The 25,862-nt window shown below is 74.9% G+C and carries 21 protein-coding genes and 1 riboswitch; of the genes, 13 read left to right on the forward strand and 8 right to left on the reverse strand.

The features are described 5' to 3' along the window. Nucleotides 1-28 precede the first annotated feature (28 nt). From PUR56_RS11715 to PUR56_RS11740, 6 genes are all read left to right on the forward strand, one after another. A complete protein-coding gene (locus tag PUR56_RS11715) occupies nt 29-1,828 on the forward strand; it encodes an ABC transporter ATP-binding protein (protein ID WP_329948832.1) in 1,800 nt (599 codons plus the stop codon). A gap of 107 nt (nt 1,829-1,935) precedes the next feature. Then, nucleotides 1,936-2,457: a hypothetical protein gene (locus PUR56_RS11720; RefSeq protein WP_329948833.1), complete on the forward strand. Its 522-nt coding sequence runs from the start codon at nt 1,936-1,938 to the stop codon at nt 2,455-2,457. Between the two features lie 244 nt (nt 2,458-2,701). After that, entirely contained in the window at nt 2,702-3,265 is a 564-nt protein-coding gene (locus PUR56_RS11725; protein ID WP_329880345.1) for an EF-hand domain-containing protein, read from the forward strand. Between the two features lie 54 nt (nt 3,266-3,319). Continuing rightward, a complete protein-coding gene (locus PUR56_RS11730; RefSeq protein ID WP_329948834.1) occupies nt 3,320-3,952 on the forward strand; it encodes an AAA family ATPase in 633 nt (210 codons plus the stop codon). Nucleotides 3,953-4,074: 122 nt separating this feature from the next. Beyond that, complete coding sequence (locus PUR56_RS11735; RefSeq protein WP_329948835.1) at nt 4,075-4,626, forward strand: AAA family ATPase; 552 nt, start codon at nt 4,075-4,077, stop codon at nt 4,624-4,626. A 155-nt stretch (nt 4,627-4,781) separates the two neighbouring features. Then, nucleotides 4,782-5,363 (forward strand): dihydrofolate reductase family protein, encoded by a 582-nt coding sequence (locus PUR56_RS11740; protein ID WP_329948836.1) that lies wholly within the window; start codon nt 4,782-4,784, stop codon nt 5,361-5,363. On the opposite strand, the gene PUR56_RS11745 is transcribed toward PUR56_RS11740, so the two are convergent. Further along, nucleotides 5,341-6,372 carry an EamA family transporter gene (locus tag PUR56_RS11745; protein ID WP_329948837.1) on the reverse strand — a complete coding sequence of 344 codons (1,032 nt, stop codon included), beginning with the start codon at nt 6,370-6,372 and terminating at the stop codon, nt 5,341-5,343. The two genes, PUR56_RS11740 and PUR56_RS11745, sit on opposite strands and share 23 nt — an antisense overlap. A gap of 331 nt (nt 6,373-6,703) precedes the next feature. On the opposite strand from PUR56_RS11745, the gene PUR56_RS11750 reads away from it, so the two are divergent. Beyond that, complete coding sequence (locus PUR56_RS11750) at nt 6,704-7,138, forward strand: gamma-glutamylcyclotransferase family protein (RefSeq protein WP_329948838.1); 435 nt, start codon at nt 6,704-6,706, stop codon at nt 7,136-7,138. A 94-nt stretch (nt 7,139-7,232) separates the two neighbouring features. Here PUR56_RS11750 and PUR56_RS11755 read toward each other — a convergent pair whose 3' ends face one another. Further along, nucleotides 7,233-8,693, reverse strand: a complete 1,461-nt coding sequence (locus PUR56_RS11755; protein ID WP_329948839.1) for a catalase — start codon at nt 8,691-8,693, stop codon at nt 7,233-7,235. A 175-nt stretch (nt 8,694-8,868) separates the two neighbouring features. Between PUR56_RS11755 and cbiE the strand changes: the two genes are divergently transcribed. The 4 genes from cbiE to PUR56_RS11775 all read left to right on the forward strand — a co-directional run bounded on the left by cbiE (nt 8,869) and on the right by PUR56_RS11775 (nt 12,230). After that, complete coding sequence (gene cbiE, locus PUR56_RS11760) at nt 8,869-10,122, forward strand: precorrin-6y C5,15-methyltransferase (decarboxylating) subunit CbiE (RefSeq protein WP_329948840.1); 1,254 nt, start codon at nt 8,869-8,871, stop codon at nt 10,120-10,122. Beyond that, a complete protein-coding gene (gene cobM, locus PUR56_RS11765) occupies nt 10,119-10,880 on the forward strand; it encodes a precorrin-4 C(11)-methyltransferase (protein ID WP_329948841.1) in 762 nt (253 codons plus the stop codon). The genes cbiE and cobM overlap by 4 nt, the downstream gene beginning before the upstream one ends. Next, entirely contained in the window at nt 10,880-11,629 is a 750-nt protein-coding gene (locus PUR56_RS11770; RefSeq protein ID WP_329948842.1) for a cobalt-precorrin-6A reductase, read from the forward strand. The genes cobM and PUR56_RS11770 overlap by 1 nt, the downstream gene beginning before the upstream one ends. 61 nt (nt 11,630-11,690) lie before the next feature. Beyond that, complete coding sequence (locus PUR56_RS11775) at nt 11,691-12,230, forward strand: DinB family protein (RefSeq protein WP_329948843.1); 540 nt, start codon at nt 11,691-11,693, stop codon at nt 12,228-12,230. Between the two features lie 75 nt (nt 12,231-12,305). Here the strand turns inward: PUR56_RS11775 and PUR56_RS11780 are convergent, their stop codons facing one another. From PUR56_RS11780 to PUR56_RS11795, 4 genes are all read right to left on the reverse strand, one after another. Next, nucleotides 12,306-13,835, reverse strand: coding sequence for a UDP-N-acetylglucosamine 1-carboxyvinyltransferase (locus PUR56_RS11780; RefSeq protein ID WP_329880360.1), 1,530 nt, complete (start codon nt 13,833-13,835; stop codon nt 12,306-12,308). A 528-nt stretch (nt 13,836-14,363) separates the two neighbouring features. Further along, complete coding sequence (locus tag PUR56_RS11785; RefSeq protein WP_329880362.1) at nt 14,364-15,890, reverse strand: precorrin-2 C(20)-methyltransferase; 1,527 nt, start codon at nt 15,888-15,890, stop codon at nt 14,364-14,366. Continuing rightward, nucleotides 15,887-16,513, reverse strand: coding sequence for a precorrin-8X methylmutase (locus tag PUR56_RS11790; protein WP_329880364.1), 627 nt, complete (start codon nt 16,511-16,513; stop codon nt 15,887-15,889). Before PUR56_RS11790 ends, PUR56_RS11785 begins: the two co-directional genes overlap by 4 nt. Continuing rightward, nucleotides 16,510-17,865: a hypothetical protein gene (locus PUR56_RS11795; protein WP_329948844.1), complete on the reverse strand. Its 1,356-nt coding sequence runs from the start codon at nt 17,863-17,865 to the stop codon at nt 16,510-16,512. The genes PUR56_RS11790 and PUR56_RS11795 overlap by 4 nt, the downstream gene beginning before the upstream one ends. Nucleotides 17,866-18,045: 180 nt before the next feature. Further along, a riboswitch (cobalamin riboswitch) is annotated at nt 18,046-18,111 on the forward strand. 328 nt (nt 18,112-18,439) lie between these two features. Between PUR56_RS11795 and cobN the strand changes: the two genes are divergently transcribed. Both cobN and lnt read left to right on the forward strand, forming a co-directional pair. Next, nucleotides 18,440-22,066: a cobaltochelatase subunit CobN gene (cobN, locus tag PUR56_RS11800; RefSeq protein WP_329948845.1), complete on the forward strand. Its 3,627-nt coding sequence runs from the start codon at nt 18,440-18,442 to the stop codon at nt 22,064-22,066. A gap of 216 nt (nt 22,067-22,282) precedes the next feature. Continuing rightward, nucleotides 22,283-23,956 carry an apolipoprotein N-acyltransferase gene (lnt, locus tag PUR56_RS11805; RefSeq protein ID WP_329948846.1) on the forward strand — a complete coding sequence of 558 codons (1,674 nt, stop codon included), beginning with the start codon at nt 22,283-22,285 and terminating at the stop codon, nt 23,954-23,956. Here lnt and PUR56_RS11810 read toward each other — a convergent pair. Further along, the gene (locus PUR56_RS11810; protein WP_329948847.1) at nt 23,932-24,696 is read right to left on the reverse strand and encodes a VOC family protein; all 765 of its coding nucleotides are present in this window, start codon (nt 24,694-24,696) and stop codon (nt 23,932-23,934) included. The two genes, lnt and PUR56_RS11810, sit on opposite strands and share 25 nt — an antisense overlap. Nucleotides 24,697-24,762: 66 nt before the next feature. Further along, nucleotides 24,763-25,671, reverse strand: coding sequence for an NADP-dependent oxidoreductase (locus PUR56_RS11815; protein ID WP_329948848.1), 909 nt, complete (start codon nt 25,669-25,671; stop codon nt 24,763-24,765). Between the last annotated feature and the right edge of the window lie 191 nt (nt 25,672-25,862).

Genomic DNA, 25,862 nt, shown 5'->3' on the forward strand with positions numbered 1-25,862 from the left:
CGCCCCGCCGTTCCTGGAGCCTGTCCCGATGACCGAGCCCGCCACCACCCCGGACCCCGCCGCCACGGCCGCGTCCGCGTCGGCATCCGCCCCCGCCGAGGAGCCCGTGCTCCGCGTCCGCGACCTGACCGTCTCCTTCGCCGACCCGCGCGGCGGCGCCCCCGTGGCCGCCGTACGCGGCCTCTCCTTCGACCTGGCCCGGGGCGAAGTGCTCGGTCTGGTGGGCGAGTCGGGCTCCGGCAAGTCCGTGACCGGACTCGCCGTGCTCGGCCTGCACGACCCGCGCACCACCACCGTCACCGGCTCGATCCGGCTGGGCGGGCAGGAGCTGGTGGGCGCCGAGGAGTCCGTGCTGCGCGAGGTGCGCGGCGGCCGGGTGGCGCTCGTCTTCCAGGACGCGCTCACCTCGCTCAGCCCGTTCCACGGGGTCGGTGCGCAGCTCGCCGAGATGTACCGGCTGCACCACCCCGGTGCCGGGCGCGCCGAGTCCGGGCGGCGGGCGGCCGAGATGCTGGACCGGGTCGGCATCCCGGGCACCCGGGTCCGCGACTACCCGCACCAGTTCTCGGGCGGCATGCGACAGCGCGTGATGATCGCGATGGCGCTGATGAACGACCCCGACGTGCTGATCGCCGACGAGCCGACCACCGCCCTCGACGCCCGCGTCCAGCGCCAGGTCCTCGACCTGCTCGGGGAGTTGCAGCGCGAACACGGCACGGCGGTGCTGCTGGTCAGCCACGACCTGGGTGTGGTCGCGGGCACGACGGACCGGACCCTGGTGCTGCGCGGGGGCGAGCAGGTGGAGACCGCCCCGACCGCGTCGCTGCTCGCCTCCCCCCGGCAGCCCTACACCCGGGCCCTGGTGGGCGCCGCGCTCACGCTGGACACGGTGCCGGGCACGCCGCTGCCGACGGTCGACGACCCGTCGCCCTCGTTCTCCTTCGCCGGGCGCGACGGTTCCGGCGCCGACACCGGAGCCCGTGCCCGTGCCGGAGCCGGTGCTCCCCAGGACGCTCCCGGCGGTTCACCCGGCGGGGCCGCGCGGGACGGTCGATGGCTGGTCGAGGTCGAGGACCTCGCCGTGCACTTCCCCGGCCGCCGCCGCTTCCCCGGCCGCCGGGCCGAACCCGTCCGGGCGGTCGAGGAGGTCAGCCTGCGGATCGCCCCCGGCGAGACCCTCGGACTGGTCGGCGAGTCCGGCTCCGGCAAGTCCACCACCTCCCGCGTCCTGGCCGGCCTCCAGCCCGTCACCGGCGGGACCGTGCGGTACGACGGCGTGGACGCCACCGCCCCGGACCGGGCGCTCCGACGGCGCCTCAGCAAGGAGATCCAGCTGGTCTTCCAGGATCCGTACGCCTCGCTCAACCCGCGCCGTACGATCGCCCAGACCCTGGACACCCCGCTGAGCCTGCACACCGCGCTGACCCCGGCGGAACGCCGCGACCGGTCCGCCGAACTGCTGGAACAGGTCGGCCTGCCGTCCTCGCACCTGGACCGCTACCCGCACGAGTTCTCCGGCGGCCAGCGCCAGCGGATCGGCATCGCCCGCGCGCTCGCCCCCGAACCCCGGCTGATCATCGCCGACGAACCGGTCTCCGCACTGGACGTCTCGGTCCAGGCCCAGGTGCTCAACCTGCTGATGGAGCTGCGCGAACGGCTCGACGTCGCCTTCCTGTTCGTCTCCCACGACCTCGCGGTGGTCCGGCACTTCTGCGACCGGGTGGCCGTGATGCACCGGGGCCGGCTGGTCGAGTCCACCGACCGGGACCAGCTGTTCGCCGCCCCGCACACCGAGTACACCCGGGAGCTGCTGGCAGCCGCGCACTGAGGCCCGGCCGGCGCCCCTTCCCGCCGTGTCGGTTCCGGCACCCCGGCACCGCTCCGTCTACGATCGATCACCGGCAGTGACCCGCGCGTCCCCAAGAAGGGGTTCCGATGAGCCTAGTCCGCCAATCCGCCACCCTCCTCTACCTGTTGGGCCGCCTCCATCCCGAGGCGATCGACGGCATCACCCCGCACCTGCCCGTCCTGGGCCCCACCCGGCACGTGCACCTCGCCAACAGCGGCGGCGGGCCCGTGACCCTCGACCCGCAACCGATCCCGCCGGGCGCCGCCGAGCTGCGGCTCGCCGTCTCCGGCACCGTCAACGCGGTGGCCAACGCCGCCATCACCGCCCGCCTCTCCGGTGGCAACGTGCGGAACATCCTCACCGAGGTCGGTGACGACTGGTGCGGCACCCCGCACGGCAGGATCCCGTGGCCGAAGCACTGGCCGCTGCCCTGGCCGCCCGGGGAGCCCTACCCGATCGACCCCGTGTACGCCACCCCGGCCGTCCAGGCCCAGGCCGCGCTGGCCTTCCAGTCCTACGCCGGGGGCGTCGCCGACGAGGAACTCGGCTCCGCCTTCGGCGACCTGGCGGAACGACTGGCGGACGCGGCGCTCCGGAGCGCGGGCTGAGGACGCGCTCCCGCCCGGGACGGTCGGCGGCGAGGAGCGTGCGGCACACCCGTGTCGCGCCGCTCGCCGCCGACGGCCGCCACCGGGCCGGCAGGGGCGGCGGGTCCGGCAGGGGCGGCGGGTCCGGCAGGGGCGGCCGGGACGGGAGGCGGGGGCGGGAGGCGGTTGCCGGCTTCGGCTGCGCGACGGCGCGGCGGCGGGTTAGCGTGCAGACTTCGGAGCGATCACCAACCGAGGGGGCACCGTGTCGGAGGAACTGCTGGTCGCCAAGATCAACCACGGCTTCGACCATCTGGACGCCGACGGGGACGGCCTGCTGACCGAGCGCGACCACGTCCTGATGGGGCACGCGGTGGCCCGGTCGCTCGGCCACGCCGAGGGGTCGGCGACGGAGGAACGGATCGTCGGCGCCTACCTGGCCATCTGGCGCGACCTGCACCTCGCCCACCTGCCGGAGGGCACCACGGCGGTCACCCGGGAGCAGTTCACCGCCTCGACCCTCTCGGTCGCCGACGACCCGGCCGCCGCACGGGCCGTCTTCGGGACGCTGGCCGAGGCGTTCCTGGCCGTCGCCGACGTGGACGGCAGCGGGACCGTCGACGCCGGCGAGTTCTTCGTCTTCCAGCGGGGCCACTTCTCCGCGCTCTCCCGCGACGACGCGGACGAGGCGTTCCGCCGGCTCGACCTGGACGGTGACGGGCGGCTCTCCGCCGCCGAATTCGTCTCCGGCATCGTCGAGTTCTGGACCAGTCGCGACCCCGACGCGCCCGGCAACTGGTGGGCCGGCAAGCCGTCCGCACTGTTCTGACCGACCCGGGCGGGTCGGCCGGGGGCGCGGGCGTCCCGGCGTAGGCTGGTCGGCATGCTCCTGTGGATCAACGGCCCGTTCGGCGGCGGCAAGACCCAGGTGTCGCACGAGCTGCGGCGACGGCTGCCCGGCAGCGTGGTCTGCGACCCCGAGGAGGTCGGCTTCGGGCTGCACCGGATGACCCCCCGGCCACTGCGGGGAGACTTCCAGGACCTGCCCGCCTGGCGCCAGGGCGTGTACGAGGTGCTCGACCGCACGCTCGGCCACCACCGGGGCACGGTGATCGCGCCGATGACGGTCACCGAGCCCGCCTACCTCGCCGAGACCGTGGGCCGGCTGCGCGAACGAGGCCACGACGTCCGGCACTTCGCCCTCCTGGCCGAACGGGAGGAGGTGCTGCGACGGCTGCGCGAACGCGGGGCCGGGCACGCCGTGCGGCTGGTCGCCGGGAAGGACGCGCCACTGCGCCGGGAGAGCTTCGCGGTGTCGCGGCTCGACCACTGCCTGGACCGCCTCAGCCGCGACGAGTTCGGCGAACACGTCCGGACCGACCGCCTCACCGTGCCCCAGGTGGCCGAACACCTCGCCGCGGCAGCCGGGTTGACACTCACGCCGAACACCGACGGCCCGCTGCGCGGGCGCCTTCGACGCGCCCTGGTCGGGGTCCGGCACATCCGGTTCGTCTGAGCGGACGGCGGCCCGGCAGCGGCGACCGGTCGACCGGCGGCACGAGCCCCACGGACGGCACCGGCGGCACGGACGGAACGGACGGAGCGAACAGGGGAAGAGAAGGAAAGACGGGGGAAGACGTGCGTCGTTACATCCTCACCGGCACACCGGGCGCCGGAAAGACCACCCTGCTGGCAGAGTTGGCCCGCCGCGGCTACTCCGTCACGGCGGAGGCCGCCACCGACGTGATCGCCCGCCGGCAGGCCGCCGGGGATCCGGAGCCGTGGACGCGGGCCGGTTTCGTCGACGAGGTCGTCACCCTGCAGCGCGAGCGGGCGGCGACGGCGACGGCGCCCGGGGAGGTCCGGTTCCACGACCGGTCCCCGGTCTGCACCGAGGCCTTGCGCACCTTCCTCGGCCGCCCCGCGTCCCCCGCGCTCACCGCCGAGCTGCGGCGCATCGGCGACGAACACGTCTACCGGAGCGAGGTGTTCTTCGTCCGCAACCTCGGCTTCGTCGAGCCGACGGCCGCCCGGCGGATCTCCTTCGAGGACGCGCTGACCTTCGAGCGGCTGCACGAGCGGGCCTACCGGGCGCGCGGCTACCGGCTGATCGACGTCCCGGCAGCCGGGGTGGCCGAGCGGGCGGACCTGATCGAGGCGGTCCTCGCGCGCACCGCGCCGCACCGGTGAGGGCGAGCCACCGGACGAGGTGAGGGACGGGACGGCGGACGCGGTCACGGGTCGGAGATCAGCTCCTCCCGGATCCCCCTTGCAGCCACTACGATCGGAGTACTATAACTGTCGTGGTCAGGGCGCGAGGCCCTCACCGAAACCCAAGGACGTGCATGCGCAAGCTCACCTACTACGTCGGCGCCACCCTCGACGGCTTCATCGCCGCGCCGGACGGCGACTTCGAGGTCCTCATGCAGTACGTCTCCGGCGACTTCCTCTCCTTCATGGTCGGCGAGTTCCCCGAGACCCTGCCCACGCCGGGCCGCACCGCACTGGGCGCGGCGGACGCTCCCAACAGGCGCTTCGACACCGTGCTCATGGGTCGCGGCACGTACGAACCGGGGCTGCCCCTCGGGCTCGCCAACCCCTACGCCCACCTGCGACAGCTGGTCTTCTCCCACTCCCTGACGCAGAGCCCCGACCCCGCGGTCGAGGTCACGGCCGCCGACCCGCTGACCCGGGTCCGCGCACTCAAGCAGGAGGACGGCCTCGGCATCTGGCTGTGCGGGGGCGCCGATCTGGCCGGACAACTCCTCCCCGAGATCGACGAGTTGATTGTCAAGCAGTATCCGGTCGTGACCGGCTCGGGCATTCCGATGTTCCGCGCGGGCTTCGCGCCGCACACCTTCCGACTCGAAGCGTCCCGCACCTTCGACAACGGGGTCGCCGTCCTCACTTACGCGAAGTCCGACTGACGCTCACCACCAGGCAGACACCCACGACCACGATCGCCCCACCCAGCAGGGTGGGGCCGGTCAGTGGCTCGGCCAGCACCAGCCAGCCGAGCAGCACCGCCACCACCGGGTTCACGTAGGCGTAGGTGGCGACCAGGGTCAGCGGCGCCGAGCGCAACAGCCACGCGTACGCGGTGTAGGCGACCAGCGAGCCGAACACGACCAGGAACCCGAGTGCCAGCCAGGACCGCCCGGAGACCTCGCCGAGGTCGAGCCCGTGCTGCTCACCGCGCACCAGTCCTATCAGCAGGTTGCCGAGCCCGCCGGCGAGCATCTGGTAGGCACTCGCGGCGAAGACGTTGCCGGGCATCCGGATCCGCTTCGCGGCGAACGACCCGAACGCCCAGGTGACCGTGCCGCAGACCACCGCGATCACGCCGCCGATCGCGATGTCGCCGCCGATCGCGGGCGCCGAGAGCACCCCCAGCCCGACCAGTCCGAACAGGACGCCGGCCAGTTCCACCGGCTTGGGCCGGTGGCCGTCCGCCGCCGTCAACAGGACCATCCACAGCGGCACCACGGCCACCACCAGCGCGGCCAGACCGGACGGGATCGAGTTCTCGCCGAGCACCACCAGGCCGTTCCCGCCGGTCAGCAGCAGCCCGCCGACCAGCGCGGAGGACCCCAGCTGCCGCAGGTCCACCCGGAGCCCCTCGCGCCCGTGGCGGAGCGCGACGAACCCGACGAGCAGCAGGCCGGCGGTCAGGAACCGTGCCGCGGCGGAGAGGAAGGACGGCATCGTCTCCAGCGCGATCCGGATCGCCAGGTACGTCGACCCCCACACCACGTACACGATCCCGAGGGCCACCCACACCTGCCCTCCCAACCGCGCCGCCGCGGGACCGGCACCGGCGGGGCCCGCGTCGACGGGGCCGGCGCCGGCGGGACGGGCATCGGCGGGTGCGGGTGCGGCACCGGCGGGTGCGGCGGCAGAGGCCGCGCCCGGCTTGCCTGCGACGGGTGCTGTCATGGGTGTCCCCCTAAGACGGTACTGGCGTTCACCCGCCATGACACCGCATCAGCCGACCTGGACGCCAGTGGGTATCACCGGACGATCGGCCACCGGGCACCGAAAGCAGCCCCATCCGGACAAACCCGGCACCGGACGGCAGCCGGCGGCGGGGTGACGGCAGAGCAGCGGACGAGGCTGCGGACGACGCAGCGGACGGAGGCCGACGGGCGGCGCGCGGACTCCGGACCACGAACGACGACCGGGGGGTGGCGCCCGGCGGACGACGAGTGCTGGAATCTGTCACCCGCCGATGCCGTCCGTCGGCCGCCCGGTCCCGCAGGAGAGCCCCATGCCCACCGCCCCGCCCGCCCCCGACCTCCCCTTCTTCGTCTACGGCACGCTCCGCCCCGGCGGGCGCAACCACGCCGTGTACCTGGCGGGCCGGTGCGCCGAGGTCCGCGGCGCGGTCCTGGAAGGAGCGGCCCTGCACGAGGGACCGGGGTTCCCCTACGCGGTACCGGACGCCGCGCCCGGGCGGCGGATCGTCGGCGAACTCGTCACGGTCCGCCGGGGCGCGTACCCGGAGGCGCTCACCGCCCTGGACCGCCTGGAGGACTGCCGGACGGACGGCACCGGGGAGTACGTCCGGGAGCGGCTGGCCGTCCGGACCGCCGACGGCGGCACGGCGGAGGCGTGGGTGTACCTGGCCGGCCCGGACGTCGCCGCCCGGCTGCGCGCGCACCCCGCGCTGATCGCGTCCGGGGACTGGCTGCGGGCACGCTGAGGGCGCGGGCCCCGTCCTCGGCCCGCGCCCTCCCTCGCCGTCACGCCCTCAGGTCGTCACGCGCTCAGGTCGTCACGCCCTCGCACCTCGGGCGTCAGTCCTTGCCCACGCCCGAGGCGACCCGGTCGCCGAGCGCCTTGTCGACGTTGCGCCAGTACTGCACCGCCCGGTCCAGCACCGGATCGCTCACCCCGCCCTTGAGGTGCCCGACGATGTTGGAGACCAGCCGGTCGCGCTCCGCGTCGTCCAGCACCTTGCGGACCATCGTGCCTGCCTGACCCCAGTCGTCGTCCTCGGCGTGCAGCGAGTAGGCCTCGCGCACCATGTCGCCGGAGGTCTGCCAGCCGGCGGACGGATCGTCGTACACCTTCGGGTCCGCGGCCGGCCCGCCCTTGGAGTTGGGCGCGTACGGCGCCGCGGTACGGGCCGGGTCGAACCGCATCGGGCCGTCCTTGGCGTACGAGTGCACCGGGACGTGCGGCCGGTTCGGCGGCAGCTGCGCGTAGTTGGGACCGATCCGGTACCGGTGGGTGTCGGGGTAGGAGAAGATCCGGCCGAGCAGCATCTTGTCCGGCGAGACGCTGATCCCGGGCACCAGGTTGGCCGGTTCGAAGGCGGACTGCTCGATGTGGACGAAGTAGTCCTCGGGGTTGCGGTTCAGGGTCATCGTGCCGACCTTGACCAGGGGGTAGTCGCCGTGCGGCCAGACCTTGGTGAGGTCGAAGGGGTTGAACCGGTAACCGGGCGCCTCGTCGAACGGCATCACCTGCACGTACAGCGTCCAGGACGGCGGGTTGCCCCCGTCGATCGCCTGCCAGAGGTCCTCGCGGTGCAGGTCCGGGTCGGAGCCGGCCAGCCGGTCGGCATCGGCCTGGGTGAGGAACTCGACGCCCTGGTCGGTCTTGAAGTGGTACTTCACCCAGAACCGCTCGCCACCGGAGTTGATCCACATGTAGGTGTGCGAGCCGTACCCGTTCATGTGCCGGTACGACTTCGGAAGGCCGCGGTCCCCCATCAGCCAGGTGACCATGTGGGCGGACTCCGGCGAGAGCGTCCAGAAGTCCCACTGCATGTCGTGGTCGCGCAGGCCGTTGTCCGTGCGCCGCTTCTGCGAGCGGATGAAGTCCTGGAACTTGATCGTGTCGCGGACGAAGAAGACCGGCGTGTTGTTGCCGACCAGGTCGTAGTTGCCGTCCTCGGTGTAGAACTTCAGCGCGAAGCCGCGCGGGTCGCGCCAGGTGTCCGGGCTGCCCTGCTCACCGGCGACGGTCGAGAACCGGGCCAGCATCTCCGTCCGCTTGCCCGGCTGGAACAACGTCGCCTTCGTGTAGCGGCTGACGTCCTCCGTCGTCTCGAAGACGCCGTACGCCCCGGACCCCTTCGCGTGCACCACCCGCTCCGGCACCCGTTCACGGTTGAACTGGGCCATCTTCTCGATCAGGTAGTGGTCGTGGAGCAGGATCGGGCCGTCCCTCCCCACCGTGAGCGAGTTGTCGTCGCTCGGCACCGGGATCCCGGCGTTGTTGGTGGTGTACGGGACCGCTGACTCGGACATGGTGCCCTCCGTTGCGTGCTGAGGTCCCCCCGGTCGACGCTAACCCCGCCCGGCAGGGCATGCACCCTGGCCACCCCCCGGACGGACAGCGCCAGGTAGGCTGCCCCGGGGCCGAAACCGCAAACCCGGCCGGCGGGCCCCGAGCCACCCCCGCAGATCCACAAGGAGCCCCCCGGTGCCCCAGCAGCCTCCCCCGCTCACCGTCGTCGGGATCGGGGCGGACGGCTGGCCCGGCCTCGCCGGCACCGCGCGGGCCTCGCTGCGGACGGCCGAGGTGGTGATCGGCGGCCCCCGGCAGCTCGACCTCCTCCCCGCGGACGAGGTCTCCGCCGAACGGGTGCCGTGGCCGACCCCGCTGCGCCCGGCCGTCCCGGGGCTGCTCGCCCGGTACGCGGACCGCCGCGTCGCCGTCCTGGCCAGCGGCGACCCGATGTTCTACGGCATCGGCCGCACCCTCGCGGAGATCGCCGGCCCCGACCGGCTGCGCGTCCTGCCGCACCCCTCCTCCGTGACGTACGCCTGTGCCCGGCTCGGCTGGCCGCTGGAGTCCACCGAGGTCGTCAGCCTGGTCGGCCGCCCCCTGGACGCCCTGCGCCTAGCCCTCAACCCCGGGCGCCGCCTGCTCGTCCTCAGCGCCGACGCCGACGGGCCCGGTGCCGTCGCCGCGCTGCTCACCGCGAGCGGCTTCGGCGCCGCCCGGCTGCGGGTGCTGGAACAGCTCGGCGGCCCCGCCGAACGGCAGCTCGACGGGCCCGCCGACGGCTGGCCGCACCCGCCCGGCGACCGGCTCAACCTGATCGCGGCCGACCTCGGCGACACCGGCCCCCGCACCCCGGTCGTCCCCGGCCTGCCCGACGGCGCGTACGAGAACGACGGCCAGCTGACCAAACGCCACGTCCGTGCCGCCACCCTGGCCACCCTCGCGCCCGTCCCCGGCGAACTGCTCTGGGACGTCGGCGGCGGCTCCGGGTCGATCGCGATCGAGTGGCTGCGCGCGCACCGCGACAACCGGGCCGTCACCGTCGAACGCGACCCCGTCCGGGCCGAGCGGATCGCCCGCAACGCCGCCGCGCTCGGTGTCCCCCGGCTGCGCGTCGTCACCGGCGCCGCACCCGCCGCGCTCGCCGGGCTGCCCGGCCCCGACGCCGTGTTCGTCGGCGGCGGGCTCACCGCGCCCGGTCTGCTGGACGCCTGCTGGACCGCGCTGGCGCCGGGCGGGCGGCTGGTCGCCAACACCGTGACCCTGGAGTCGGAGGCACTGCTCACCGAGTGGTACCGGCGGCACGGCGGCGAGCTGCTGCGGCTCGCCGTCGCCCACGCCGTCCCGGTCGGCGGCTTCACCGGCTGGCGCCAGGCCATGCCGGTCACCCAGTGGTCCGCCGCCAAGCCTGCCGCCCAGCCCCTCACCCCCCGGGAGAACGCCTCGTGACCGTCCACTTCATCGGGGCCGGCCCCGGCGCCGCCGACCTGATCACCCTGCGCGGCCAGCGGATCCTGGCCCGCGCCGAGGTCTGCCTCTACGCGGGCAGTCTGGTGCCTCGCGAGCTGCTGGACGAGTGCCCGCTGGGCGCCCGCCTGGTCGACACCGCCAACCTCAACCTCGACCAGATCGTCGAGGAGCTGGTCCGCGCCCACCGGGCCGGACAGGACGTGGCCCGCCTGCACTCCGGCGACCCGTCCGTGTTCAGCGCCGTCGCCGAGCAGATGCGCCGGCTCGACGCGGCCGGTGTCCCGTACGAGGTCGTACCCGGCGTGCCGGCCTTCGCCGCCGCGGCCGCCGCCCTCAAGCGCGAGCTGACGGTGCCGACCGTCGGCCAGACCGTCATCCTCACCCGGATCGCCAAGCGCGCCACCCCCATGCCGGAGGGCGAGGACCTCGCCACCCTCGGCCGCAGCGGCGCCCTGCTCGTCCTGCACCTGGCCGCCGGGTACGTCGACGACGTGGTGGAGCAGCTGCTGCCGCACTACGGCGCCGACTGCCCGGCCGCCGTCGTCGCGATGGCCAGCCGGCCGGACGAGCTGGTGCTGCGCGGCACCGTCGGCTCGATCGCCGGACAGCTGAAGGAGACGGGCGTGGTCCGCACCGCGGTGATCATCGTCGGCCGGACCCTCGCCGCCGAGCAGTTCCGCGACAGCCACCTCTACTCGGCGGACCGCGAGCGCCCGCACGAGCCCTGCGGGTCGTAGTGGCGCCCCACCTGCTCGTCCTCGGCGGGACGACCGAGGCGCGGACGCTCGCCGCCGCCCTGGCCGGCTCGCCGCTCAGGGTCACCAGTTCCCTCGCCGGGCGGGTCGCGGACCCGCGGCTGCCCGTCGGCGAGGTCCGGATCGGCGGTTTCGGCGGTCCGGACGGCCTCGCCGCGTGGCTGCGCGCCGAACGGGTGGACGCCGTGGTCGACGCCACCCACCCGTTCGCCGCCGTCATGTCCCGCAACGCCGCCGAGGCCGCCGCCGCGACCGGCGTGCCGCTGCTCGCACTGCGCCGCCCCGGCTGGACGCCGGTGGAGGGCGACCGCTGGCACCCGGCCGCCTCCCTCGCCGCCGCGGCGGAGCTGCTTCCCCCGCTCGGCCGGCGGATCCTGCTCACCACCGGACGGCAGGGCATCGGCGCGTTCGCCCACCTCGACGGTCTGCACTTCACGGCCCGGTCGGTCGATCCGCCCGAGCCGCCGGTGCCCGCCTCGCTCCACGTCCTGCTGGACCGCGGCCCGTTCACGCTGGAGGGCGAACGCGCGCTGCTCCGCGAGCACCGCATCGACGTCGTGGTCACCAAGGACAGCGGCGGCGCGGCCACCGCCCCCAAGCTCACGGCCGCCCGTGAACTGGCCCTGCCCGTGGTGGTCGTGGAGCGTCCGCCGCTCCCGGCCGGCGTCCCGGTCGTGGAGACCGTCGGAGCCGCGCAGGAGTGGATCGCCGGGCTCGACCCGAGGGCCTAGGCCCGCGTCCGCCCCTCGAAAACCCGGTGCCGTGGGCCGACCGCCCTGCGAGCATGATCCGATGGACGCCTACGATCGCGCCGACGCCGCGCGGACCGAACCCCTCCGCACCGCCGACGAGCGTGCCACCCTGGTCACCTTCCTGGACCACCAGCGGGCCACGTTCGTGATGAAGTGCGCCGGACTGACCACCGAACAGCTCCGCGCCCGCCCCCTCGCGCCCTCCGACCTCTCGCTGCTCGGCCTGGCCCGCCACCTCGCCGAGGTCGAGCGCGGCTGGTTCCGCAACGTCCTCGCCGACGAGGCCGTGCCCGGCTACTGGAAGCGCCCCGACGGGAGCTTCAGCGAGTTCGACGTCGAGGACGCCGATCCGGAGGAGGCCTTCGCCGTCTGGCGCGGCGAGTGCGAGCACGCCCGGCAACTCGTCGCCGCCACGGAGTCGTTGGACTTCGTCGGGCACTACCGGGGGAGCGCCGGGGCCGACGGCGACGACGCCTACTCGCTCCGCTGGATCCTCACCCACATGATCGAGGAGTACGCCCGCCACAACGGCCACGCCGACCTCCTCCGCGAACACCTCGACGGCCGCACCGGCGAGTGAACACGCCGGTGCCCGGCCCGGGATCCTCCGATCCCGGGCCGGGCACCGAACCGACGTGCCGACGGACGCGCTCCGTCAGATGTCGCGGAAGGTCTCGATCTGCGCGCCGATGGAGTTGAGGCGCTCGGCGAGGTCCTCGTAGCCGCGGTTGATGACGTAGACGTTGCGCAGCACCGAGGTGCCCTTGGCGGCGAGCATCGCCAGCAGGATGACGACCGCGGGGCGCAGGGCCGGCGGGCAGACCATCTCGGCGGCGCGCCAGCGGGTCGGGCCCTGGACGAGGACGCGGTGCGGGTCGAGCAGCTTGATGTCCGCACCGAGACGGGTGAGTTCGGTGAGGTAGATGGCGCGGTTGTCGTAGACCCAGTCGTGGATCATCGTGGTGCCGTGGGCGGCCGCGGCGATCGCGGCGAAGAACGGCACGTTGTCGATGTTGATGCCGGGGAACGGCATCGGGTGGATGGTGTCGACCGGCGCGGTCAGCTTGGACGGGCGGACGGTGAGGTCGACCAGCCGGGTACGGCCGTTGTGGGCGGGGTACTCGGCGGTGCGGTCGTAGTCGAGGCCCATGCCCTCCAGCACCGCGAGCTCGATCTCCAGGAACTCGATCGGCACCCGGCGGATGGTCAGCTCGGAGCCGGTCACGACGGCGGCGGCCAGCAGGCTCATCGCCTCCACCGGGTCCTCGGCGGGGGTGTAGTCGACGTCGCAGGTGATCTCGGGGACCCCGTGGACGGTGAGGGTGGTGGTGCCGACGCCGTCGATCCTGACGCCCAGCTTCTCCAGGAAGAAGCAGAGGTCCTGGACCATGTAGTTGGGCGAGGCGTTGCGGATGACGCTGACGCCGTCGTGGCGGGCGGCGGCGAGCAGGGCGTTCTCGGTGACCGTGTCCCCGCGCTCGGTCAGCACGATCGGCCGGTCCAGCGGAGTGCCGGGCTGGACGGAGGCGTGGTAGGCGCCGCCGGTGGTGGCGACCTCCAGGCCGAAGCGGCGCAGCGCGGTCAGGTGGGGCTGGACGGTGCGGGTGCCGAGGTCGCAGCCGCCGGCGTAGGGGATGGCGAACCGGTCGGCGCGGTGCATCAGCGGGCCGAGGAACATCAGCACGCTGCGGGTGCGGCGGGCGGCCTCGACGTCCATGCCGTCGAGGTCGAGCTCGGCGGGCGGGGTGAGTTCGAGGTCGCGGCCGTCGTTGGTCCAGCGGCTCTTGACGCCGATGCTGTTGAGCACTTCGAGGATGCGGTAGACCTCCTCGATGCGGGCGACGCTGCGCAGGGTGGTGCGGCCGGTGGTGAGCAGCGAGGCGCAGAGGATGGCCACGCAGGCGTTCTTGCTGCTACGGACGTCGATCGCGCCGGAGAGCCGGGTGCCGCCGGCGACCCGCAGGTGCATCGGGCCTGCGTAGCCGAGGGAGACGATCTCGCTGTCGAGCGCTTCGCCGATGCGGGCGATCATCTCAAGGCTGACGTTCTGCTTGCCCTGTTCGATGCGGTTGACCGCGCTCTGGCTGGTGCCGAGGGCCTCGCCGAGCTGAGCCTGGGACCAACCGCGGTGCTGACGCGCGGTGCGGATGAGGGTGCCGATACGGGTGAGATAGTCGCCTGTCACCTGCCAGACCATATCTCATGACTGAGATAGCGCCAGGATCGGCCTCCCATGTGACGCGACATTTGTCCGTTTCCCTCCCCGTATGGGCGTCAGATCTTCACATCACAGCGAAGTTCTTATGACACGACCGAGACAGAAGGAGCCGTCAGCAGACCCGACGGCATCGCCGACGGCGGCGCGACCCGACTCGACCCCGGACCCGCACCGTGGAACCGGACCGCCGCTCCCGCACCGACGCGATCAGCGCGGAATTCGGGAACGCGCGCCGGTCGGTGGCCGCCGCGGGCCGGAAGTGGCCGCCGTCGTCCCGACAGAGTTCCTGCGCGAGTACCGGCAGTGGGAGGAGCGCGAGCCGGTGCGCCTCGTCGAGGAGCGCCGGGACGAGGGTGATCTCCACCGTCGACGGTGGCCTGCTACTCGTCCTCGCGGTCAGGGTCGGCCACCGTTCCGAGATCTACCGCGACCACCGGGCACCCCGCCGGAGCGGGGTGCCCGGTGGTCGGACCCCGAGGGGCCGCGGCCGGGAGGTCAGGCCTCGGGGTAGCGGCGGGGGGTCCAGGTGACGTCGGGGTGGGGGGACCGGGTGACGTGCCGGGTCTGGGAGGAACCGACGAGGAGGACGGTGCGCATGTCGACCTCGGCCGGGTCCAGGTCGGCGAGGCGTACGGTGCGGACGCGCTCGGTGGGGCCGCCGACGTCGCGGGCCATGACCACCGGGGTCTCCGGGGCCCGGTACTCCAGCAGGAGGTCGCGGGCACGGCCGACCTGGGTGGTGCGGGACTGCGAGCCGGGGTTGTAGAGCGCGAGGACGAGATCGGCCTCGGCGGCGGCCCGCAGACGACGGGCGACGACGTCCCAGGGCTTGAGGCGGTCGGAGAGGGAGACCACCGCGTAGTCGTGGCCGAGCGGGGCGCCCGCCCGGGAGGCGGCGGCGTGCGCGGCGGTCATGCCGGGGACGATCCGGACCGGCACCTCGCGGTAGGCCTCCTCGCAGGCGACCTCCAGGACGGCGGTGGCCATCGCGAAGACGCCCGGGTCGCCGGAGGAGACGACCGCGACCCGGTGGCCGCGGCGGGCCAGGTCGAGGGCGAACTCGGCGCGCTCGGACTCCACCTTGTTGTCGGAGCCGTGCCGCGCCTGACCGGGGCGCACCGGCACCCGGTCCAGGTAGGTGGTGTAGCCGACCAGATCGGTGGCGGCCGACAGGGCGCCGCGCGCCTCGGGGGTGAGCCAGAGCGGGCCGGCCGGGCCGGTGCCGATCACGGTCACACTGCCCGGGCCCTCCAGGGCCGGCGCCGGGGGCTCCAGCGGCGCGACCCTGCTGGGCAGCACGGCGACCGCGAAGTAGGGGACGGTCTCGGCGTCGACCGAGGCCAGCGGGGCGGTCCGCTCGCCCTCCATGAAGGCGCGCTCGACGTACTGGGCGTCGCCGAGGCGGCCGGCCCGCTCCAGGGCGCGGCGCACGGCCGGGAAGGTGCGGCCGAGCTTCATGACGACGGCGGAGTCGGCGGCGGCGATCCGCGCGGTCAGCTCCTCCTCGGGCAGCGTGCCCGGGATGACGGTGAGCGTCTCGTCGGCCTCGGTGAGCGGCATGCCCAGCCGGGCGGCCGCGGCGCTGACCGACGTCACGCCGGGCACCACCTCGGTCGGGTAGCGGTCCGCGAGGCGCTTGTGCATGTGCTGGTAGGAGCCGTAGAAGAACGGGTCCCCCTCGGCCAGCACCACGACGTCACGGCCGGCGTCCAGGTGGGCGGCCAGCCGGTCGGCGGCCTCCGTGTAGAAGTCGTCCAGCGCACCCCGGTAGCCGCCGGGGTGGTCGGTGGTCTCCACCGTGAGCGGGTAGACCAGCTTCTCCTCGATCTGACCTGTCGTCAGGTACCGCTCGGCGATGGACCGGGCGATCGAACGGCCGTGCCGCGCGCTGTGGTAGGCCACGACGTCGGCCTTGCCGATGAGTTCGGCGGCGCGGACGGTCACCAGCGACGGGTCACCGGGGCCCAGGCCGACCCCGTAGAGCCGGCCGGTCGTCACACTGTCGTCCTGATGGTTCGTCACTCTTCTTCGCTCGCAATCGCGTTGATCGCAGCGGCGGCCATCGCGCTGCCGCCGCGCCGGCCGCGCACCACCAGGTGCTCCAGGCCGGCGGGGTGCACGGCCAGGGCCTCCTTGGACTCGGCCGCGCCGATGAATCCGACCGGCACACCGATCACCGCCGCCGGGCGCGGGGCGCCGGCCTCGATCATCTCCAGCAGGCGGAAGAGCGAGGTCGGCGCGTTGCCGACGGCGACCACCGCACCCTCCAGCCGGGGCAGCCACAGCTCCATCGCGGCGGCGCTGCGGGTGTTGCCCATCGCCCGTGCCAGCTCGGGCACGGACGGGTCGGTGAGGGTGCAGACCACCTCGTTGTCGGCGGGCAGCCGCTTGCGGGTGACGCCGCTGGCGACCATGTTGACGTCGCAGAGGATCGGCGCGCCGGCGCGCAGGGCGGCACGGGCGGAGGCGACCACGCCGGGCGAGTACACCAGGTCCTCGACCAGGTCGACCATGCCGCAGGCGTGGATCATCCGCACGGCGACCTGGGAGACGTCCGCGGGGAGCGCGGCGAGGTCGGCCTCGGCCCGGATGGTGGCAAAGGACTGGCGGTAGATGGACGCGCCGTCCTTCTCGTACTCGATCACTTGGTGGTCCTCCTGGCCGCGGCGACCGCCACGGCCGTCTCCTCGTTCGTCAGATCGTTCACCGGGTCGTTCACCGGGTCGTTCGTGGGACTGCTCGCAGGGCTGCCCGTCACGCTGCCCGCGGGACCGCCGGGCGGTTCCGGAGCGGTGCCGGACACCCTCACGCGGTAGCCCCGCCCGGTCGCCAGCACGTCCACCCAGCGTCCCGCCGGGTGGCCGCAGCGCCGCTCGCAGCCGGACCAGTGCACCGGCAGGACGCCGGTACCGGCCGGGGCGGCCGGCGCCACGGGGCCCGCCACCGCGGGGCTCGGCACCACGACGACCGGAGCCGCCGTCGCGTCCAGTGCCCGCGCCGCGTCCGTCCGGACGTCCGCGAGCGACTTGGCGCAGCCCGGCAGCCCGGTGCAGGCCGTGGCCCGGTCCCAGGCCGAGCCCGGCTCGGTACGGTACCCGGCCGCCGTCAGGGCGGGCAGCCGGTCGGCCGGGGCACTCGGCAGGACGGCACCGCGCCACGGGGTGAGCCGGAGCTCCCCCTCGGCGGCGGCGGCCAGGACGCGCCACTGCGCGGCGGTGGCCCGGCCGAACCGGAGTCCGACGGAGAGCCCGCCGGGCAGCGCGCCGAGCGGCACCGGCAGTCCGGGCAGGTCGGGCAGCGGGACGTCGCCGGGCGGCAGCAGGCCGGGGACCTCGCGCAGGTGCCAGGCCCCTGCCCCGGAGACGCGCAGGGCCTCCAGGAAGGAACGGGCGGCGTCCAGCGCCGCCTCCACCGCCCGGGCGGCGGGGACGGCGCGCGCGGTGGCGGCCCTGCCGAGGCGCAGCAGGGCGGTCCCGTCCCGGCCTGCGATCAATGTCACATCGGCGTCCAGCGCGGCGACGTCGCCGCGGCCGTCGTCCAGCGCGAACAGGAACTTGCCGGAGAGGCCGGTCGCCCACGGGCTCGCGCAGAGGCCGGCGTCCAGCGCGCGGGCCCAGGCGTGCACGTCGACGCCGGTGCGACCGCCGTCCGACGGGCCGGGCGAGGCCACGATGTTGCGCACCCGCTCGTGGGTGTCCGAGGGCAACAGGCCGGCGGCGCGCAGCCGTTCGCCGAGTTCGCCGCCGCAGTCCGGAGCCAGTCCGCGCAGCTGGACGTTGCCGCGCGAGGTGGTCTCCAGCGCGCCGTCGCCGAGCGCCTCCGCGGCGTCGGCCAGCGCCACGGCCTGACGGACCGTCAGAAGTCCGCCCGGCAGGCGGACCCGGGCCAGGGCGCCGTCGTCGGCGGTGTGCAGACGAAGCGCCCCCGGACAGACGTCCGCACGCCCCCGGTCGGGCGCGGCGGCGCCCGGCGTGACGGCGTCGGATGTCGGTGGCATGGCGGCGAGCATACCGATGATCCGATCGGATGCCGCCGTACCGAAGGTCACAGCACCGAGCCGGACCCGGTGCCGGAAGAGCGCCTTGCCGAAGGGCACTCCCCCAGGTCAGCCACACCCCGTACGATGCTGGCGGGCGGTCCCCGCAGGCCGCCCACACGCCAGCGACGGCGCAGGGGAGGAAACCGGTGCGAGCCCGGTGCGGTCCCGCCACTGTGACCGCGGTCCACCGGAACGCCGGGAGACCGCGGGAGCCAGGAACTCCTGCCGTCCTCCACCGGCCCGGGGCGCGGACCCCGAGGAAGGCTCGAAAAGCCATGCGCCGCCGCATGCCCGCTCCCGCGGTCCGGTCCACCGTGACTCGGCCGCTCCCCCTCCCTGCCCCAGGCGGGCCGGAGGGATCCGCCGGGCTCCCGGACCCGCCGTTGACGCACGCCCTCCCTGCCCGCCGCCGGGCCGGAGGGGCCCCCGCTCCGGTGTTCCGCCGTCCTTCGCCAGTCGCTCGTCACTCGTCACATTCCACGCCGGCGTGCCCTTCGGCTCGGGGCGCCTCCGAGGCCGGGAGGGCCTTCGCATGATCCTGCTGCTGTCGACGTCCGACACCGACCTGCTCAGCGCCCGCTCCGCCGAGGGACCGGTGCGCTACCGGCTCGGCAACCCGGCCCGGCTCACGCCCGCGGACCTGCCCGCCCTGGTCGACGGCACCGACCTGGTCGTGGTCCGCCTGCTCGGCGGACGCCGTGCCTGGCAGGAGGGCCTGGACGCGCTGCTGGCCGGCCCCCGCCCCGTCGTCGTCCTGACCGGCGAACAGGCGCCCGACGCCCAGCTGATGGAGCTGTCCACCGTGCCGGCCGGCATCGCCGCCGAGGCCCACGCCTACCTGGCGCACGGCGGCGCGGCCAACCTCGCCGAGCTGGCCGCCTTCCTCTCCGACACCGTGCTGCTCACCGGCCACGGCTTCGCGCCGCCCGCCTCCGCCCCCGCCTGGGGACCGCTGGAGCGCACCGCCCGCACCGACGGCGGCCCGGTCATCGCCGTGCTCTACTACCGCGCCCACCACATGAGCGGGAACACCGCCTTCGTCGAGACCCTCTGCCGGGCGATCGAGGACCGGGGCGCGCAGGCCCGGGCGTACTACTGCGCCTCGCTGCGCGGCGCCGAGGACGACCTGCTGGCCGCCCTCGGCGAGGCCGACGCCCTCGTCACCACCGTGCTGGCCGCCGGCGGCACCCGCCCGGCCGACGCGCAGGCCGGCGGCGACGAGGAGGCCTGGGACGCCGGCGCGCTCGCCGCCCTGGACCGGCCGATCCTCCAGGCGCTCTGCCTGACCTGGTCGCGCGCCCAGTGGGAGGCCAGCGACGACGGCCTCTCGCCGCTGGACACCGCCACCCAGATCGCCGTGCCCGAGTTCGACGGCCGCCTGATCACCGTCCCGTTCTCCTTCAAGGAGCTGGACGAGGACGGCCTCACCGTCTACGCCGCCGACCCCGAGCGCGCCGCCCGGGTCGCCGGCATCGCCGTCTCCCACGCCCGCCTGCGGCACATCCCGGCCGCCGAGCGCCGGCTCGCGCTCGTCCTCTCCGCCTACCCGACCAAGCACGCCCGGGTCGGCAACGCGGTCGGTCTGGACACCCCGGCCAGCGCGGTGCGGCTGCTGACCGCGCTGCGCGAGGAGGGCATGGACCTGGGCACCGGCCTGCCCGGGCTCGACGAGTCGGCCGAGGGCCAGCACGAGGGCGACGCCCTCATCCACGCGCTGATCGCCGCCGGCGGTTACGACCAGGACTGGCTCACCGAGGACCAGCTGGCCCGCAACCCCGTCCGTATCCCGGCCGCCGACTACCGCCGCTGGTACGCGGGCCTGCCCGAGGCGCTGCGCACCCGGGTCGAGGAGCACTGGGGCCCGGCCCCCGGCGAGCTGTACGTCGACCGCTCGCAGAACCCGGACGGCGACATCGTGCTCGCCGCCGTCCGCTCCGGCAACCTGCTCGTCCTCATCCAGCCCCCGCGCGGGTTCGGCGAGAACCCGGTCGCGATCTACCACGACCCGGACCTCCCGCCGTCCCACCACTACCTGGCCGCCTACCGCTGGATCGCGGCCGAGCAGGCCGACGGCGGCTTCGGCGCCCACGCGGTGGTCCACCTCGGCAAGCACGGCAACCTGGAGTGGCTGCCCGGCAAGACCGCCGCGCTCTCCGCCGAGTGCGGCCCCGACGCCGCCCTCGGCGACCTGCCGCTGGTCTACCCCTTCCTGGTCAACGACCCGGGCGAGGGCACCCAGGCCAAGCGCCGCGCCCACGCCACCCTGGTCGACCACCTCGTCCCGCCCATGGCCCGCGCCGACTCCTACGGCGACATCGCGCGCCTGGAGCAGCTGCTCGACGAGCACGCCAACATCGCCGCGATGGACCCGGCCAAGCTGCCCGCGATCCGCGCCCAGATCTGGACGCTGATCCAGGCCGCCAAGCTCGACCACGACCTCGGCCTGGACGAGCGCCCCGAGGACGACGGCTTCGACGACTTCCTGCTGCACGTCGACGGCTGGCTCTGCGAGATCAAGGACGCCCAGATCCGGGACGGCCTGCACGTCCTGGGCCAGGCCCCGGCCGGCACCGACCGGGTCAACATCGTGCTCGCCATCCTGCGCGCCCGGCAGATCTGGGGCGGCGTCAACGCCCTGCCCGGCCTGCGCGAGGCGCTCGGCCTGGACGAGTCCGCGCTCACCCTCGGTGCCACCGACGCGGCCGAGGCCGCGGCGCGCGAGCTGGTCGAGGCGATGGAGGCCGAGGACTGGGCCCCGGAGGCGGTCGAGAAGGTCACCGCCGAGCTGCCGGAGCAGGTCCGTACGGCGGTCCGCGAGGTGCTGGACTTCGCGGCCGCCCAGGTGGTGCCGCGGCTGGCCGCCACCACCGGCGAGCTGGACGCCGTGCTGCACGCGCTGCGCGGCGGCTTCGTCCCGGCCGGGCCGTCCGGCTCGCCGCTGCGCGGGCTGGTCAACGTGCTGCCGACCGGCCGCAACTTCTACTCCGTCGACCCGAAGGCCGTACCCAGCAAGCTCGCCTGGGAGACCGGGCAGGCCCTGGCCGCCTCGCTGGTCGAGCGCTACCGGGCCGACAACGACGGCGCCTGCCCGCCGTCGGTCGGGCTCTCGCTCTGGGGCACCAGCGCGATGCGCACCGCCGGCGACGACATCGCCGAGGCCTTCGCGCTCCTCGGCGTCCGCCCCGTCTGGGACGACGCCTCCCGCCGGGTCACCGGCCTGGAAACGATCTCCCTGGAGGAGCTGGGCCGCCCGCGCATCGACGTCACGCTGCGCATCTCCGGCTTCTTCCGGGACGCCTTCCCGCACGTGGTCGCCCTGCTGGACGACGCCGTCCGGCTCGCCGCCGCCCAGGAGGAGGCGGAGGCCGACAACTACGTCCGCGCGCACGTCCAGGCCGACCTCGCCGTCCACGGCGACGAGCGCAAGGCCACCGTCCGCGTCTTCGGCTCCCGTCCGGGGACGTACGGCGCGGGCCTGCTCCAGCTGATCGACAGCCGCGACTGGCGCACCGACGCCGACCTCGCCGAGGTGTACACGGTCTGGGGCGGCTACGCGTACGGGCGCGGGCTGGACGGGCGGCCGGCCCGCGAGGAGATGGAGACCGCGTACAAGCGGATCACCGTCGCCGCCAAGAACACCGACACCCGCGAGCACGACATCGCCGACTCGGACGACTACTTCCAGTACCACGGCGGCATGGTGGCCACCGTGCGCGCCCTCACCGGCAAGGCGCCGACCGCGTACATCGGCGACTCGACCCGGCCGGAGACGGTCCGCACCCGGACCCTCACCGAGGAGGCGGCCCGGGTGTTCCGCGCCCGGGTGGTCAACCCGCGCTGGATCGAGGCGATGCGCCGCCACGGCTACAAGGGCGCCTTCGAGATGGCGGCCACCGTCGACTACCTGTTCGGGTACGACGCCACGACCGGCGTGGTCGCGGACTGGATGTACGAGAAGCTCACCCAGGAGTACGTGCTGGACCCGGTCAACCGGGAGTTCCTGGCGGACGCCAACCCGTGGGCGCTGCACGGCATCAGCGAGCGCCTGCTGGAGGCGGCGAGCCGCGGGCTCTGGGAGAAGCCGGACCCGGAGCTGATCGAGCAGTTGCAGGCGGCGTTCCTGGAGACCGAGGGTGACCTGGAGGGCGAGGACGGCTGAGCCGCCCCGGGCGGTTCCCGCCCGTCGCCCCACCGTCCGGTGGTGTCCCCCCGTGCGCCGCCCGCGATCCCTCGCGGGCGGCGCACGGCGTTCGCACGCCCCCTCCGGGATCGTGCGGGTCCGTACGGACCCGCACGGCCGTCCCGCGACACGCCGGACCCGTTCGGGTGATCACAGGGCTGGTGACCGGGCCGCGCCGAGCGGACAATACGGGGCATGTCGCGACGCTCCCTGCTCACCGGTCCCGCCGGTCCCGCCGGTCCCGCGGCCGTCGCCGCTCCCGGCCGCCCGGACCGGGCCGCCCGGTACCGGCCACGGCTGGCCGCGCTGGCCGCCGGGGCGGTGCCGGTGTTCGCCTTCCCGGCGCCCGGGCTGGCCACGCTGGCGTGGGTCGCGCTCGTCCCCGGGCTGCTGCTGATGCAGCGGGCACCCGGGATGCGCGAGGCGGCGGTGCGGGGGTGGTGGTTCGGCGCCGGCTTCATCCTCACCGGCATGTACTGGCTGGTGCCGTCCGTCGGGCCCGCGCTTCCGCTGCTCGCCGTGCTGTTCGGCGCGCTCCAGGCCGGGGTCGGCGCGGCGGTGTGGGGGCTGCTGCACCCGCCGCCGACCACCCGGCGGGCGCTGCTCGCACCGGTGGTCGTCGCCGCGGTCTGGCTGACCACCGAGTACGCGCGGTCCTGGCACGCCCTCGGCGGGCCGTGGGCCCTGATCGGCGCCACCCAGTGGCAGCACCCGACCGTCCTCGCGCTGGCCTCGATCGGCGGGATCTGGCTGGTCAGCGCGGCCGTGGTCGCGGTCAACACCGCCGTCCTGGTGGTGCTGACCGCCGCCGAACGGCGGCCCCGGACGGTGGCCGCCCTCGTGGTGGCCGGTCTGCTCGCCGCCGGGCCGCTGCTCTTCGCCCTGCGACCCGCGCCCGAACCGGCCGGGGCGGGCGGGGCCGGGGCGGGCGGGGCCGGGGCGGGCGGGGCCGGTGGCGCGATCACCCTCGCCCTGGTCCAGCCCGGCATCGTCGACGAACCGCAGGCCCGCTTCGAGGCGGGTGTCCGCGCCACCGAGGCCCTCGGCGGACGGCCCGTCGACCTGGTCGTCTGGGGCGAGTCCAGCACCACCGCCGACCTCGACCGTGACCCGGCGGCGCTCGACCGGCTGCGCGGGCTGGCCGCCACGACCGGCGCCCGGGTGCTGGCCGGCGAGGACGCGCGCAAGGCCGACGGACGGATCTCCAAGGACGCGGTGCTGATCTCGCCGGACGGGATCGTCGACCGGTACCGCAAGATCCGGCTGGTGCCGTTCGGCGAGTACGTACCGCTGCGGCCGGTGCTCGGCTGGGTGGCCGGGGTCAGCCGGGCGGCCGGCGAGAACCGGGCCCCCGGCAGCGCCTTCCACCTCCTGCCGGCCGTCGACCGCGCGGGCGGCGCGCTGCCGGTCGGCGCGCTGATCTGCTTCGAGTCGGCGTTCCCCGACCTCTCCCGGACGGCCGCACGGGCGGGTGCACGGGTGCTCGTCTACCAGTCCTCGACCTCGACGTTCCAACGCACCTGGGCGCCCGAGCAGCACGTGTCGCTGGCCGCGATCCGGGCCGCCGAGACCGGCCGGCCGGCCGTCCAGGCCTCGCTCACGGGGGTGTCGGCCGCCTTCGACGCGCAGGGGCGCGAGCTCGCCCGGCTCGGCACGGACGGGACGGGCACGCTGGTCGTCCGGCTGCCGCTGACCGCGCCGTCCGCGCTCACCTGGTACGACCGGGTCGGGGACGTGGTGCCGCCGGCGGCCCTGCTGGTGACGGCGGGCGCCGCGGTCGGCGCCCTGCGCGGACGCGGTACGGGCAGGTCCGCGCAGGGCCGGCCGGCCCCGGCGGCGGACGGTCAGCCCTCGGAGCCCGCCAGGTAGATGCCGAACGCCGCGCCCTGCGGATCGCGCAGGACGGCGATCCGCGGGCCGTCCGGCACCGCGGCCGGGGCCATCAGCACGTCCGCGCCGAGGTTGCCCGCCCGGAACGCCGACACGTCCACGTCGGCGACCGCGAAGTACGGCAGCCAGTGCGGCGGCACCTGCGGGGGGAAGTTCTCGCCCATCACCAGCATGCCGCCGAAGTCGTCGCCGGCCAGGCCCCACTGGGTGTACTGCCCGGACGGGCCGACCGTCCAGCCGAACACCGCCGGGTAGAACGCCGCGGCGCCCTCCCGGTCCCGGGTGAGCAGCTCCACCCAGCCGAGCGCGCCGGGGGCGTTGAGCACCTCGGCGCCGACCAGGCGTCCCGCCTGCCAGAGCCCGAACACCGCACCGGACGGGTCCGCGACGATCGCGAACCGGCCGAAGTCGAGTGCGTCCATCGGCTGGACGACGACACTGCCGCCCGCCCCGGTGATCCGGGCGGCGGCGTCGTCGGCGTCGGCCACCAGGAACGAGACGGTCCACGCGGTGGGCTGCCCCTCGCCGTACAGCGGGGAGACGGAGGCGGCGATCGCGCGGTCCAGCCTCATGAAGGTGTACCCGCCGGCCTCGGGCCGCTCGTCCGTCTCGGGCCGCCAGCCGAACAGCTCGCCGTAGAACCGTTGGGCCGCCACGGGGTCGGTGCTGCCGTGCTCCACCCAGCACGGGCCGCCGACCGCTACCTCGTCGATCTTCATCCGCGTTCCTCAGGACTGTTCGGCGGTCCGGGCGGACCGGGGTGGATCGGTGGCCGGGGACGCCGCTCAGGCGACTTCGAGGACGAGCTTCCCGCGCGCGTGGCCCGACTCGACCAGGGCGAGCGCCTCGGCGGCGCGGGCCAGCGGGTAGCGGGCGCTGATCTGCGGGTCCAGCTCGCCTGCGGCCACCAGCCCGGCCAGCGCGGCGAGCGTCTCCGGCGTGGTGGAGCGGGTGACGAACCGGCCGCCGAGTTCGGCCGCGGCGGCCGGGTCGGAGGTGGCGACCAGCCGGGAACGGTCCGCCAGCGTGGTCGCGGCGGCCCGCACGTCGTCGCCGCCGACCAGGTCGAGGATCCCGTCGACCCCGTCCGGGGCCACCGCCCGGATCCGCTCGGCGACCCCGGCGCCGTACCGGACCTGCACCGCCCCCAGGGACTCCACGTAGCCGCGGTTGGCGTCGCTCGCCGTGCCGATGACGCGGATGCCCCGGCTGCGGGCGATCTGGGCGGCCGCGCTGCCCACACCGCCGGAGACACCGAGGATCAGCAGCGTCTGCCCGGCGCCCACCCCGACGTCCCGGACCGCGTCGTCGGCCGTCGCCGCCGCCACCGGCAGGGTGGCGGCCTGGTCGAAGCCGACCTTCGCCGGTTTCGGCGCGCTCATCCGCGCGAGCAGCAGCGTCTGGGCCGCGAACGCCCCGGCCGCCGCGATCCCGAACACCTCGTCGCCAGGCGTGAAGCCGGTCACCCCGGGCCCGACCCGCTCCACCACGCCCGCCGCCTCCTGGCCCATGACGGCCGGCAGCTCCCGGTCCCGGCCGAGCAGACCCCGGCGGACCTTCCAGTCCACGGGGTTCACCCCGGCCGCCCGCACCGCGATCCCGAGCTGTCCCGGTCCCGGCTCCAGCACGGGCCGGTCCAGGAACTCCTGCTTCTCCGGCCCGCCGTAGTCGACGAACCCGAACGCCTCGGCCATCCTCGATCCACTCCTCGCTCGCCGGCCCCCGGCCGCCTCGGTGCTTCCCCGCCCAGCATGCGGGCGGGGCGTCGGGCGGGCCGGTGGTGCTGGGCCGAACGGGCGGAGGGCCGGGCCGGCGGACGGGCGCGGACGGACGACGGCTGACGGTGCCCGCCGCCCGCTGCCCGGCGGGCACCGTCAGCCGTCGT

The organism is Streptomyces sp. BE303 (assembly GCF_036290945.1).
GTDB lineage: Bacteria > Actinomycetota > Actinomycetes > Streptomycetales > Streptomycetaceae > Kitasatospora.